This window comes from Acinetobacter sp. TWP2-2-3 (genome assembly GCF_049896445.1).
GTDB lineage: Bacteria > Pseudomonadota > Gammaproteobacteria > Pseudomonadales > Moraxellaceae > Acinetobacter.
In genome coordinates, this window is the sequence record NZ_JAFCUI010000012.1 from 55,759 (window position 1) to 68,831 (window position 13,073).

General features: G+C 44.7%; 10 protein-coding genes and 4 tRNA genes. 12 read left to right on the forward strand and 2 right to left on the reverse strand.

Going from position 1 to position 13,073, the window contains the following annotated elements; translation table 11 throughout:
- The first annotated feature begins 154 nt into the window (after positions 1–154).
- From trpA to ACP7AK_RS13545, 4 genes are read left to right on the forward strand one after another with little or no spacing between them, the layout of a single operon-like run.
- The gene (trpA, locus tag ACP7AK_RS13530) at positions 155–958 is read left to right on the forward strand and encodes a tryptophan synthase subunit alpha (RefSeq protein WP_004281668.1); all 804 of its coding nucleotides are present in this window, start codon (positions 155–157) and stop codon (positions 956–958) included.
- Positions 955–1,851: an acetyl-CoA carboxylase, carboxyltransferase subunit beta gene (accD, locus tag ACP7AK_RS13535; protein ID WP_004645174.1), complete on the forward strand. Its 897-nt coding sequence runs from the start codon at positions 955–957 to the stop codon at positions 1,849–1,851. Before trpA ends, accD begins: the two co-directional genes overlap by 4 nt.
- Positions 1,848–3,131 carry a bifunctional tetrahydrofolate synthase/dihydrofolate synthase gene (gene folC, locus ACP7AK_RS13540; protein ID WP_180087607.1) on the forward strand — a complete coding sequence of 428 codons (1,284 nt, stop codon included), beginning with the start codon at positions 1,848–1,850 and terminating at the stop codon, positions 3,129–3,131. The genes accD and folC overlap by 4 nt, the downstream gene beginning before the upstream one ends.
- Positions 3,128–4,171, forward strand: a complete 1,044-nt coding sequence (locus tag ACP7AK_RS13545; protein WP_129717557.1) for an SPOR domain-containing protein — start codon at positions 3,128–3,130, stop codon at positions 4,169–4,171. The genes folC and ACP7AK_RS13545 overlap by 4 nt, the downstream gene beginning before the upstream one ends.
- Here the strand turns inward: ACP7AK_RS13545 and ACP7AK_RS13550 are convergent.
- Both ACP7AK_RS13550 and ACP7AK_RS13555 read right to left on the reverse strand, forming a co-directional pair.
- Positions 4,168–4,776, reverse strand: coding sequence for a dual specificity protein phosphatase family protein (locus tag ACP7AK_RS13550; protein WP_051078820.1), 609 nt, complete (start codon positions 4,774–4,776; stop codon positions 4,168–4,170). The genes ACP7AK_RS13545 and ACP7AK_RS13550 overlap by 4 nt on opposite strands.
- A gap of 239 nt (positions 4,777–5,015) precedes the next feature.
- Positions 5,016–5,657, reverse strand: coding sequence for a peroxiredoxin (locus ACP7AK_RS13555; protein ID WP_195725615.1), 642 nt, complete (start codon positions 5,655–5,657; stop codon positions 5,016–5,018).
- A gap of 332 nt (positions 5,658–5,989) precedes the next feature.
- On the opposite strand from ACP7AK_RS13555, the gene secA reads away from it, so the two are divergent.
- The 8 genes from secA to ACP7AK_RS13595 all read left to right on the forward strand — a co-directional run bounded on the left by secA (position 5,990) and on the right by ACP7AK_RS13595 (position 12,350).
- Positions 5,990–8,716, forward strand: coding sequence for a preprotein translocase subunit SecA (gene secA / locus ACP7AK_RS13560; RefSeq protein WP_005248023.1), 2,727 nt, complete (start codon positions 5,990–5,992; stop codon positions 8,714–8,716).
- A gap of 138 nt (positions 8,717–8,854) precedes the next feature.
- The gene (locus tag ACP7AK_RS13565) at positions 8,855–9,208 is read left to right on the forward strand and encodes a hypothetical protein (RefSeq protein WP_425880114.1); all 354 of its coding nucleotides are present in this window, start codon (positions 8,855–8,857) and stop codon (positions 9,206–9,208) included.
- A 158-nt stretch (positions 9,209–9,366) separates the two neighbouring features.
- Complete coding sequence (argJ, locus tag ACP7AK_RS13570) at positions 9,367–10,587, forward strand: bifunctional glutamate N-acetyltransferase/amino-acid acetyltransferase ArgJ (protein WP_425880115.1); 1,221 nt, start codon at positions 9,367–9,369, stop codon at positions 10,585–10,587.
- A 153-nt stretch (positions 10,588–10,740) separates the two neighbouring features.
- Complete coding sequence (gene nadA / locus ACP7AK_RS13575; protein ID WP_425880116.1) at positions 10,741–11,808, forward strand: quinolinate synthase NadA; 1,068 nt, start codon at positions 10,741–10,743, stop codon at positions 11,806–11,808.
- Positions 11,809–11,959: 151 nt separating this feature from the next.
- Positions 11,960–12,036: transfer RNA gene (locus ACP7AK_RS13580), tRNA-Pro, on the forward strand.
- A gap of 34 nt (positions 12,037–12,070) precedes the next feature.
- Positions 12,071–12,147, forward strand: a tRNA-Arg gene (locus ACP7AK_RS13585).
- 33 nt (positions 12,148–12,180) lie between these two features.
- A tRNA-His gene (locus ACP7AK_RS13590) sits at positions 12,181–12,256 on the forward strand.
- Positions 12,257–12,273: 17 nt separating this feature from the next.
- A tRNA-Pro gene (locus ACP7AK_RS13595) sits at positions 12,274–12,350 on the forward strand.
- The last annotated feature ends 723 nt before the right edge of the window (positions 12,351–13,073 follow it).

Sequence of the window (13,073 nt, forward strand, 5' to 3'; positions counted from 1 at the left end):
GAATTGTTTTGAAATCTTCGCACAGGAAATGAAGTACTCGAGGTCGGTATCGCAGACTGTTCATTGGACAAAAAATAGCGTTACAATGCGATGTCTTGTATTTCTACATAGTCAATGCCTCAAGTTTGAAACACGTTAAGGAAAATACCACCCTATGTCACGTTTAGCCACACGATTTGGACAACTTAAATCTCAACAGCGTAAAGCTTTAGTTTCTTATGTCATGGCGGGTGATCCGCATCCAGAAGTCACAGTGCCTTTGCTGCATGAGATGGTGGAGGCGGGTGTCGACGTGATTGAGCTGGGACTTCCTTTCTCGGATCCGATGGCCGATGGGCCGGTGATTGCGCTAGCTGCTGAACGTGCTCTGGCTGGTGGAACCAATACCTTGGATGCACTGCACATGGTGAAAGAATTTCGCTTGAAAGACCGCGAAACACCAGTGGTGCTGATGGGTTATCTGAATCCGGTTGAAGTAATTGGCTATGAAAAGTTTGTGGCTTATGCCTATGAATGTGGAGTAGACGGCGTACTGCTGGTGGACTTGCCACCAGAAGAAGCAAAAAGTCTGGGTGAAGTACTGGCAAAATATGACATGGATCAGATTTTCCTGCTGGCACCAACTTCAACCGATGCACGTATTCAACATGTAGCAAAACAGGCCAGCGGCTTTATTTACTATGTGTCACTGAAAGGCGTGACCGGTGCAGCAACTTTAGATGTCTCTGAAGCCGCTGCACGCATTCAAAAGATTAAAGCTGTGACTGATGTTCCTGTAGGCGTAGGTTTCGGTATCAGTGATGCTGCATCTGCGAAAGCGATGGGTGTTGCTGCCGATGCAGTTATTGTGGGTAGTGCGTTTGTAAAGCAGTTTGCAACGCTCGCACCAGAACAAGCCGTTATTGCGACGGTGAATAAAGTCAAGGAGCTTCGAGCAGCGCTCGATGAGTTAGTATGAGTCAACAAGTGAAATCAGGCAAAATTCTGAGCCCATCGACCCCATGGACGGAGCGTACTGTTCCGGGCATTCAGGTACCCGATGAGCAAACGGCATATAAAGCGACATTTACCGAGCCTACGATTGAGTGCCCTGAATGTCATGCATTGGTGACCCGTACTGCCATGTCATTCAATGCCTATGTATGTCCGCAATGTGATGAGCATTTGCGTATGAAAGCCCGTGAGCGTTTGAACTGGTTCTTTGATCAGGTACAAACAGAATTGGGTCAGGAATTTATAGCCAAAGATCCGCTGAAATTTGTCGATAGTAAAGCCTATCCAGACCGTATGGCGGAAGCACAAAAGAAAACTGGTGAAACCGAAGCATTGGTAGTAATTCAAGGTTTGCTGAAAGGCGTACCGATGATTGCCTGTGCGTTTGAGTTCGACTTCATGGGCGGTTCTATGGGCACAGTGGTCGGTGACCGCTTTGTTCAGGCTGCAGAACATGCGATTGAAGCTCGTCAACCTTTGATCTGTTTTGCTGCTTCGGGTGGTGCTCGTATGCAGGAAGGCATGTTGTCCCTGATGCAAATGGCGCGTACTTCGGCTGCGATCCAGCGTTTAAAAGAAGCAGGTCTGCCTTATGTAGTGGTATTGACTCATCCAGTGTACGGCGGTGTGACCGCATCATTGGCAATGCTGGGTGATGTACATATTGCTGAACCGAAAGCGATGATTGGCTTTGCCGGTAAACGTGTGATCGAACAGACTGTACGTGAAAAACTGGAAGAACCGTTCCAGCGCGCGGAATATTTGCTTGATCATGGGGTAATCGATCAGATTGTTCACCGTCATGCATTACGTGATACAGTTTATCGTATCGTTACGAAGTTGATGAATTTGCATTGAACACAGCACCCTTAGCAACAGATTCTTTAAATACATGGCTCGATTATTGGAGCCATGTTCACGTTACGGGTATTGATTTAGGTCTGGAACGGGTTATTCCTGTAGCTGAAAAGCTGGGCGTGACATCTCCAGAGGCCAAAGTGCTGACGGTGGCAGGAACCAATGGTAAGGGTTCGACCACCACCACGCTGGCCGCGATCCTGAATGCGCAAGGCTTCAAGGTCGGGCTATATCAATCCCCCCACGTGTACCGTTTCAATGAGCGTGTTAAATTGCGCGGCATTGAAGTGGAAGATCAGTTGCTGATTGATGCTTTTGTTCAGGTCGATCAGGCTCGTCGCGAATGCGGTTTGAGCCTGTCTTTCTTTGAAGCCACGACACTGGCTGCTTTTGTGATTTTTAAAGATCAGTGCTGTGATGTCTGGGTGCTGGAAGTTGGTTTAGGCGGCCGTCTGGATGTGGTCAATGTGGTCAATCCGGATGTTGCGGTGATTACCAATATTGGTCTGGATCATACTGACTGGCTTGGTGACACCATCGAGAAAATTGCTTTTGAAAAGGCCGGAATTATTCGCCCGGATATTCCAGTCGTGTTTGGTGGACAGCAACAGATCCCGCAAGCCATTCTAAATAAAGCTCAAGAATGTAATGCATCTTTGTATGCAATCAACCGGGATTATTTCTATAAAGCCTTTGAAGATGGCCAAAGCTGGGCTTTTGCTTCATCGGGTACGACCTTAAAACTCCCAACAGGTTCGCTGGCACTGGATAATATTTCTACCGCCGTGGCCGCCATTCTGCTGAGCGGATTAAACGTCAGCCAGCAGGCAATTGCACAAGGCATTCAAACGGCAAAATTGCCGGGACGGTTTGAAATCCGTCAAATCCAGAATAAAACCGTGATTTTTGATGCAGGACATAACCCGCATGGGGTGGAATTTCTGCTGAAACAATTACGAGATTATTTAAATTACAATCAAAAATATAATGAAGTCATTTGTGTATTTTCAATGCTGGCAGATAAAGATATAAATTCTGTCGTCAAGTTATTGAAAGACACGGTTCAATTGTGGAAAATTGCACCATTATTCGTCCCACGTGCGGCAGAGGTCACAGTTTTGGCTGATGCTTTAAGCGGTGAGGCGGTAGAACAATTTGATAATGTAAAATTAGCTTTTAAATCAGCCCTGGATCAAACAGATAATAATCAGCTGATTTTGGTATGTGGATCATTTCATACCTTAGAAGCGGTATGGGAGTATTTGGAAGAATGTCAATGAATAACAAACAGCGCTGGATGGGCGGTGTTGTTTTACTCGGTGGTGGTGTTTTATTGGCAGCATTACTCCTGAAAGGCCAAGATGAAATCAATCAGGACCGTCAGCAAAATCCGGCACAGGCTGCGGAAGTTGAAAATAAAGAGGCAGGCAATCATTCGCTCGGTTCTTTGACGGTCGATGTAGAAACAGAAAAGCGTTTACTTGAACAGCAACGCCGTGATCGCGAAAAAGCGGTTGCAGAACAGGAGGCGCGTGCAGCCGAATTTTTAGCGATGCAACAGCAGGCTGAAGCAGATGCTGCACGTAAAGCGGCTGAAGAATATGCTGCCCTGAATGCACACCGCCTAGGACAGCAAAGTTCCGATAATATTCCACCAGAACTGGTGGAAGATGAACAGGCCAAGCAGAAACGTCTGGCTGAAGAAAAAGCGGTGCAAGAAAAAAAGTTAGCCCAGCAGCAGCTGGACCAACAAAAAGCCAATAGTTCTACTGACGCAGCCAAGAAAGAAGCAGAGCGTAAAGCTGCTGAAAGTAAAGCCGCTGAAGAAAAACGCAAGTTAGAGCAACAGCAAAAAGCCGAAGCAGAACGTAAGGCGGCTGAAGCAAAACGTAAAACCGAGGAAGAGCGTAAAGCGGCTGAAAAGAAAGAAGCTGAACGTAAAGCTGCCGAGGAAAAACGTAAAGCTGACGAAAAACGTAAAGCTGAAGAAGCCAAGAAAAAGGCTACAGCCGAAGAAGCCAAGAAGAAAGCAGAAGCTGAACAGGCGCGTAAGTTACTGGAAGGTGAAGAGGACAAGCAATGGATGGTGCAGGTGGCACTGGCAGCGAATGAAGCCAATGCAGATGCTGTAGCAGCCAAACTGCGTGCCAAAGGTTATAAAGTAACCAAAAGCTCAACGTCTAAAGGTGTACGTATCATGGTGGGTCCGTCCAAAGACCGTGAGACTGCAGATGCACTTCGTAAGAAAATTGCGTCTGATGCCAGCCTGAATATGAAATCAGCTTGGGTGAACGATTGGGTGCCGCTAGATAAGCGTTAATTCTTAGTATTAATCAAAGTTTCTGTAGATGGATTCGTGAGTTGCTCGCGAATCCATTTTACATTTTCAGGGGTAAATAAATTTTCAATATTGTGCCAAATGGCATGAAAACCATATCCGCCATGTTTCATTTCCTGTAGTGCCTGCTCAATCGGCCAATGTTCAAAAATAATCCGGTACATGGCGACACTTGCACCAGTTCGGTCTGAACCGTGATAACAATGCAAGAGCACCTTCTGGTGATTTTGTTGTGCTTGCTGAATCAGTAGCATAATTTTCAATAAATCTTCCCGATCAATTGCCCAGGTATGTATGGGTACATGATGTAGCTGAAAGTTTTCATTGCTCAAAACAAAGCTGTCTTGATCCCGTGAACGTAAATTAATAACTACATCGATTTGATGCTTTTTTAATAAAGGAATGAGTTCAGTTGAAGGCTGCTCACTACGATAGACAAAATTGCTGATTTGATGAAAATTATGATTCTGATGAATGGGCTGTCCCCAATGCTGAGGACGTTGAGGTTCAGGCAGGGCAGGCGTAGTCATGCAACCTGTGGTTAGGAGGTAGCCACTCATGAGGATTGGAAATATGCAGATTTTCATACAGAGCATAGATGTTGTTTTTGTTATTTCAAGTTTAAAGTGGATATGAGATTTTGAATATAAAAAAGCCTATCCGAAGACAGGCTGTATAGAGAAATCGAACCCGTAGCACGTCAATGTAGTATTCGATAAAGCATAAAATGTGGAAAATAGAGTTTCTCTTATTCTTTACTACGAGCTCCATCTTATCCTGTGCTACGCGCTTCGCTTGTCTTGCGCAAAATTAAAAAGGAGTCCTTTTAATTTTGCTCAGGATGTGGCGTTAAGCGCAGGTAAGGTTTAACCGCGGTATAACCTTTTGGAAAACGTTGCTTGATTTCTTCTTCATCTTTCAGTGAAGGGACAATCACCACATCATCACCGTGCTGCCAGTTCGCAGGCGTGGCCACTTTATGTTTATCGGTGAGTTGAAGTGAATCCACCACACGCAAGATTTCATGGAAATTACGACCGGTCGATGCAGGATAAGTAATAATCAAACGGACTTTTTTGTTGGGATCAATGACCACTAAAGAACGAACTGTTAGCGTTTCGCTGGCATTCGGATGAATAAAGTCATACAGCTCAGAAACTTTGCGATCCTGATCGGCAATGATCGGGAAATTCACCGTGGTGTTTTGGGTTTCATTGATATCTTTAATCCAGCCATGATGCGATTCAACATCATCGACCGACAAGGCAATGGCTTTCACGCTACGTTTTGCAAACTCGTCTTTCAGTTTTGCGGTATAGCCAAGCTCAGTCGTACATACTGGTGTATAGTCAGCAGGGTGTGAAAATAAAATGCCCCAGCTATCACCCAGAAAGTCATAAAAATTAATCAGGCCTTCACTGGATTGCTGTTCAAAATTCGGTGCGGTATCGCCTAGACGTAAACTCATCTTTTTAGCCTCAATTGGTCTTTTAGTGTCGAGATAGGATTTAATATGAACCAATTTTTTTATGATTAAAAATAGTGTTTTTTGCTTTCTTTATGAGTAAATTGCATAAGTAGGATATCCATCTATCCAGAAGCGCAAAAATCAGTCACTTAATTGACTATGTTGCACAGGGAAAATTTGCTACATTACTTTGCCTTAGATCTTAGGGCTAGAACTAAGGATCAGATTTTTTTAGCGGTTTTACAGCAAAACCCTTGTAGTTCAAATTTCTAGCACCATAATAACGACTAAGAACATATTCATTTGACAAGCAAGATTTAGAGAGTCTATTCATGTTGGCAAGTCTGATCGGAGGAATCTTCGGTACCAAAAATGAGCGCGAACTCAAACGCATGCGTAAAATCGTAGACAAGATTAATGTGCTCGAGCCGACGATATCTACCCTGAGCGATGCAGACTTATCTGCAAAAACTGAAGAATTCAAACAACGATATAATAAGGGTGAAACCCTCGATAAACTATTGCCTGAAGCATTTGCAGTCTGTCGTGAAGCCGCGAAGCGGGTGATGGGCATGCGTCATTATGACGTGCAGCTGATCGGTGGTATTACCTTGCACGAAGGCAAAATCGCAGAAATGCGTACCGGTGAAGGTAAAACCCTGATGGGTACTTTGGCCTGTTATCTGAATGCCATCAGTGGCCAAGGTGTACATGTCATTACCGTGAACGATTACCTGGCGCAACGTGATGCCGAGTTAAACCGTCCATTATTCGAATTTTTAGGTCTAAGCATCGGCATTATTTATTCCATGCAAAATCCGATGGAAAAAGCGGAAGCTTATCGTGCCGATATTACTTACGGTACCAATAACGAATTTGGCTTTGACTACCTGCGTGACAACATGGTGTTCTCGCTAGCAGAGAAAAAGCAGCGTGGTTTGACCTATGCCATTATCGATGAGGTCGATTCGATCCTGATTGATGAAGCGCGTACCCCGTTGATTATTTCCGGTCAAAGTGAAGATTCTTCACAGCTTTATGCAGCCATCAATAATATTCCACCAAAATTACAGGCACAGAAAGAAGAGAAAGTGCCGGATGGCGGTCACTTCTGGATTGATGAAAAACAGCGTTCAGTTGAAATTACGGAAGTGGGTTTTGAAACCATTGAAAGTGAATTGATTGAAATGGGCTTGCTGGCAGAAGGCGAGAGCCTGTATTCAGCGTCGAACCTGAACCTGTTGCATCATGTCACTGCAGCGATTCGTGCGCATTATCTCTATCAACGTAATGTCCAATACATCATCAACGATGGTGAAGTGATTATTGTCGATGAAAATACCGGTCGTACCATGCCGGGACGCCGTTGGTCTGAAGGCTTGCACCAAGCCGTAGAAGCCAAAGAAGGTCTGGAAATCCAGCCAGAAAACCAGACTCTGGCAACCACAACCTTCCAGAACTATTTCCGTCTGTATAAAAAATTATCCGGTATGACCGGTACTGCTGATACCGAAGCAGCGGAAATGAAAGAAATTTATGGCCTGGATGTGGTACTGATTCCGACTCACCGTCCAATGATTCGTCAAGACCATAACGATTTAATTTACTTAAATCGTGAAGGGAAATATAACGCGATTATTCAAGAAATTCAGCGTGTGCATGAAGCAGGTGTTGCGCCAATCTTGATTGGTACAGCAACGATTGAAGCTTCTGAGATTCTGTCGGATAAGCTAAAAGCTGCAGGTATCCAGCATGAAGTACTGAATGCCAAACAGCACGAACGTGAAGCCGATATTATTGCGCAGGCCGGTGCGCCGCGTGCAGTGACGATTGCCACCAACATGGCCGGTCGTGGTACCGACATTTTGCTCGGTGGTAACTGGAAAGCATTACTGGCTAAAATTGAAAACCCGACTCCTGAAGATGAAACGCGTCTGAAAGCAGAATGGGATGTTAATCACCAGGCCGTGCTGGATTCTGGCGGTTTGCATATTATCGGTTCTGAGCGTCATGAATCACGCCGTATCGATAACCAGCTGCGTGGTCGTGCTGGTCGTCAGGGTGACCCGGGTGTATCACGTTTCTACCTGTCACTTGAAGATGACTTGATGCGTATTTTCGCCGGTGATCGCGTAGTCGGCATGATGCGTGCTATGGGCTTGCAGGAAGATGAAGCGATTGAGCACAAAATGGTGTCTCGTTCGATTGAAAATGCGCAGCGTAAAGTGGAAGCACGTAACTTCGATATTCGTAAGAACTTGCTAAAATACGATGACGTCAATAACGAACAGCGTAAGATCATTTATAGTCAGCGTGACGACATTCTGGCAGAAAATTCACTGCAGGATTATATTGAAGAAATGATCCGTGAAGTGATGCAGGGTGTAATCGCCAACTATATTCCGCCTGAATCGATTCATGACCAGTGGGATATTGAAGGTCTGGAACTGGCGCTGCGTGAAGATCTTTCGATGGATCTTCCTATCGGACAATGGCTGGAACAGGACCGTCGTCTGGATGAAGAAGCTTTGGTGGTGCGCATTACCGATGAAGTACTGAACCGCTACCGTTCACGTCGTGAACAAATGGGTGAAGAATCTGCAGCTTCGCTTGAACGTCACTTTATGCTGAATTCTCTGGATCGTCATTGGAAAGAGCATCTGGCAGCGATGGATTACCTGCGTCAAGGTATTCATTTACGTGGTTATGCGCAAAAGAATCCAGAGCAGGAATATAAAAAAGAAGCTTATAACCTGTTTGTAAACATGCTCGGTACAATCAAGTCAGATGTCGTAACAGATCTGTCACGCATCCACGTACCGACCCCTGAAGAGCTGGCGGAAATGGAAGCACAGCAGCAGGCACAGGCTGAGGCAATGCGTTTGCAGTTATCTCATGAAGAGTTTGACGGCTTGTTGGCAGGCGAACATGAGGTGACGACCGAGCAAAATGCTCAGGCCAATCCGGTAGCACCAGTCTTTGAAGCGCCGGCAAGTCGTAATGCACCTTGTCCATGTGGTTCAGGCCTGAAATACAAACAGTGTCATGGCAAGATCTAAACGCTATTAAAAATCAGAGCCACATGGCTCTGATTTTTTTATGTATGAAGAGTTTTCAAAAATTGAATACTGTTTGCAGTCTTAAGAATTAAATGCTATTTAATGGCTCATTCAACACCTCAAAGTGGAATAACCTGAATGAAAAAAGTATTAAAAACGCTCATGATTGCCGCTTTGGCAATACCTGCCTTAAGTTTTGCCCAAACTGCAGCGACCACAACAATTGATAAAGTTCAGCAAGCGGTGGGTACGACTACTGCTCAAGTACAACGTACCGATGCACAAGTAACTGTGGCAAGCCCACGTACCGGCATCCGTTATACCTTTGCCAACCAGAACCGTCCGATTGTGTTGCAGACGGCTGCGATTGCAGCTGCCAATGCAGCAAATGTAGACCGTATTGTTGCTACAAATCCGGCACTTTCTACTGCAAGTCAACAACAGGCGAAACAGGCTTTGTTAAGCGAATCTGGACAACTTGCACAAAATTAAAAATATCTTATTTTAAAAATGTAGAAACCAGTCTTGATGACTGGTTTTTTATTGTGAAAATCCATAACAAATCTCAGGTTGGCTCAGGCTTTGGCTCGATTTTTTGTTGCAGATCAACTAAGCTGTATTTTTCTGAAACTTCAATATTGGACTTTAAAATGGCAGTTGGTGACGTATCTATGCCACAGATGCATGTGGTGAAAGGGGTTAAAATTGGTTCGGCTGAAGCCTATGTGCGCTATCAGAACCGACGTGACCTGGTGATATTTGAACTGGCTGCAGGCTCCAATGTTGCTGGAGTGTTTACCCAGAATGCCTTCTGTGCAGCACCAGTGCATGTATCTAAAGCCCATTTGCAAGCGGGCAATCCACGTTACCTGGTAATCAATACCGGAAATGCCAATGCAGGAACAGGCCCTACAGGTATGGCAAATGCAGAAGCCACCTGTGCCAAGCTGGCTGAACTTGCAGGCGTGCAGGCTGCTGAAGTGTTGCCATTCTCGACTGGTGTGATTGGTGAGCAGCTTCCGATGGAGCGGTTACTTACAGGTTTACAGCCTGCGCTGGATTCATTGCGTGATGATGCTTGGGTCGACGCAGCGACCGGAATCATGACCACAGATACCACTCCGAAAGGTGCGTCAGAACAGTTCGAGCTGGATGGTGTGACTTATACCATGACTGGTATTTCCAAAGGTGCAGGCATGATTCGCCCGAATATGGCGACCATGCTGGGTTATGTTGCGATGGATGCACCGATCAGCCGTGAACTGGTTCAACAGTTGTTAACTGAAACAGTCAATGTATCGTTTAACCGTATTACCATTGATGGTGATACATCAACCAATGATTCGTGTATTTTTATTGCCACAGGTCAAGCCGGTGGTGCTGAAATCACTTCGACTGAAGATCCGCGTTATGCAGTGGTGCTAGATGTATTGACACGTACCATGAAACGCCTTGCGCAACTGATCGTACGTGATGGTGAAGGTGCGACTAAATTCATTACCGTGACTGTAGAAGGTGGTGGCAATACTCAAGAGTGCTGCGATATTGCCTATAGCATTGCGCATTCACCGCTGGTCAAAACCGCGATCTTTGCTTCTGATCCAAACTGGGGCCGTATTCTGGCAGCGATTGGTTATGCCGGTGTGCCAAATTTAGACGTTGCAAAAATTCAGGTTTGGTTAGATGATGTACAAATCTGCAAAGATGGTGGTGCGGCAGCAGACTATACTGAAGCAGCCGGTGCACGTGTGATGGCCCAGGCTGAAATGACGATTCGTGTTGATCTTGGACGAGGTCAGGCAAAAGATACGGTTTATACCTGTGACCTGTCGTATGACTACGTAAAAATCAATGCAGATTATCGCTCATAATTCAGATCGTTTCTAAAGCCTCCGTTGTGGGGCTTTTTTTATATCTTGTAGTTTTTAATGACTGGTCAAAAATAGCACTTCGCCAAAGATGACCGGGATGTAGGGTGAAAGGTTCATTGAATAGTGAACCATGAGGGTAGAGTAAGAGTTGTTATGAGTGATGCGACCAAATTAATAGCCAATGAAGCTAAATCGATTGTGCAGGCGCATTTAGATCGTTTAGATGTTCCTCAAGAACATCAAATGAGCCAGCAGGAAAAATTGGACAAATTTGCACAGATCAAGGCAGAGCTGGAAAAACAGGATGCTGTTTTGGTGGCGCATTATTATTGCGACCCTGAAGTCCAGGAACTGGCTGAACTAACCGGTGGCTGTGTTTCCGACTCACTGGAAATGGCGCGTTTTGGTCGCGATCATCCAGCTTCAACGCTTGTGGTAGCTGGTGTGAAATTTATGGGCGAAACCTCTAAAATTCTTTCACCCAATAAAACCGTGCTGATGCCTACCTTGGAAGCGACCTGCTCACTGGACCTGGGTTGTCCTGTTGATGAATTTACCGCTTTTTGTGATGCGCATCCGGATCATACCGTGGTGGTTTATGCTAACACGTCAGCGGCCGTGAAAGCCCGAGCCGATTGGGTCGTCACTTCAAGTTGTGCAGTGGAAATTATCGAGCATCTGGACAGTCTGGGTGAAAAAATCATCTGGGCACCCGATCAGCATCTGGGTCGTTATATCCAGAAAAAAACCGGTGCAGAGATGTTGCTCTGGGATGGCGCCTGTATCGTGCATGAAGAATTCCGTTCACGTGGTATTGCCAATATGAAAGCGCTCTATCCGGATGCGGCAGTTCTGGTACATCCCGAATCACCGATGTCTGTAGTCGAGATTGCCGATGCCGTGGGTAGTACCTCACAATTAATTAAAGCAGCACAGACTTTGACGAATCAGCGTTTAATCGTCGCTACTGATCGCGGCATTTTTTATAAAATGCAGCAGGCAGTACCGGATAAAATCCTGATTGAGGCACCAACCGCAGGAGAGGGAGCGACCTGTCGTTCTTGTGCGCATTGTCCTTGGATGGCCATGAACGAGCTGGATGGTATCTTGCATGTGTTACAGCATAAAGATCAGGAAGTACATGTCGATCCGGCACTTGCTGAACGAGCGAAACTACCTCTAGATCGCATGCTGAACTTTAGTGCCGGACTAAAACGTTAAAATTTGTATAAAAAATGTCTGAAGCGATTGATAAATAAACGCTTGAAGCGTTTTTTCGGTTTTTTTTAAATATAGGTGTTGACGTCTCCGGGCGTCACGCCTAGAATGCACACCGTACCGAACGATGTTCGATACGAAAGCTGAGATGAATCGGAGCATAGCACAGCCTGGTAGTGCACCTGGTTTGGGACCAGGGGGTCGTAGGTTCGAATCCTACTGCTCCGACCAATTCTTCAAGGCAAATGATGTTTGCATCAGTAACGCGCTTGTAGCTCAGTTGGATAGAGCATCCGCCTTCTAAGCGGATGGTCACAGGTTCGAATCCTGTCAGGCGCGCCATTTGGTCGCTTGATGTTAAGAATCAAAATGATGGTGGATGTAGCTCAGTTGGTAGAGCCCTGGATTGTGATTCCAGTTGTCGCGGGTTCGAATCCCGTCATTCACCCCAACTTTTAAAGTTGAAATCGGAGCATAGCACAGCCTGGTAGTGCACCTGGTTTGGGACCAGGGGGTCGTAGGTTCGAATCCTACTGCTCCGACCATCTCCTTCAAGATGGTCGAGATAAAAGATACCGCGTTAAGCGGTTTTTTTTATGCCTGAAATTCAATGTGAATAAAAAATATACAATTGTTATCGGTGGCTATCATGATGAATGCTCGAACCCCTATTAAATTATTTTTCATCTAATAAAACTGTGCATTGAAGATTGCTTTCTTCTCGCATTGATTCACTTTTAATTTTAATCATTCAACAATTCAACCAGAGTTTATCTATAGAGTGATTATCTTGTTGAATGGAATTTTAATGGATGGAGAAGGATTATATTTTTAAAATGGGTAAGGGATTCCATAGTAAATCTATTTTATTAACTCATCTGTTGTGTTTGATCTGAAATAAAGACAATAAAAAATTTTTAGATAGATATAGCAATTAAATTAACTAGAAATATCCTTTGATAAGTAAATAAACTACTTTAAAACATCAGTAATTGAATAAATTTTGAGTGAAAAATAGAAAAACCTATAATTTTTGTAGAATAAATAAACAGTCGTGATATTTTTGCTGAATTATTTAAGAATAGGGGTTGTATTGGGTCGGGAATGCTGTAGAATGCACATCCATCGGCGGTGATGAAGATTAAAACTTCTGATAAAACAGTGACTTAGTTGAGTTTAATTGAGTTGGGTTTTATTTGATAAGTTTGAAAAATAGTTTTCATTACTGGTTGACTTTCTAGAGATAGAGAGTAATATAGCCGACCTAG

Bases quoted from the DNA above. Each gene is read 5' to 3' on its own strand.
- trpA (WP_004281668.1), top strand. From the start codon at position 155: ATGTCACGTTTAGCCACACGATTTGGACAACTTAAATCTCAACAGCGT.
- accD (WP_004645174.1), top strand. From the start codon at position 955: ATGAGTCAACAAGTGAAATCAGGCAAAATTCTGAGCCCATCGACCCCA.
- ACP7AK_RS13545 (WP_129717557.1), top strand. From the start codon at position 3,128: ATGAATAACAAACAGCGCTGGATGGGCGGTGTTGTTTTACTCGGTGGT.
- ACP7AK_RS13550 (WP_051078820.1), bottom strand. From the start codon at position 4,776: ATGAAAATCTGCATATTTCCAATCCTCATGAGTGGCTACCTCCTAACC.
- ACP7AK_RS13555 (WP_195725615.1), bottom strand. From the start codon at position 5,657: ATGAGTTTACGTCTAGGCGATACCGCACCGAATTTTGAACAGCAATCC.
- secA (WP_005248023.1), top strand. From the start codon at position 5,990: ATGTTGGCAAGTCTGATCGGAGGAATCTTCGGTACCAAAAATGAGCGC.
- ACP7AK_RS13565 (WP_425880114.1), top strand. From the start codon at position 8,855: ATGAAAAAAGTATTAAAAACGCTCATGATTGCCGCTTTGGCAATACCT.
- argJ (WP_425880115.1), top strand. From the start codon at position 9,367: ATGGCAGTTGGTGACGTATCTATGCCACAGATGCATGTGGTGAAAGGG.
- nadA (WP_425880116.1), top strand. From the start codon at position 10,741: ATGAGTGATGCGACCAAATTAATAGCCAATGAAGCTAAATCGATTGTG.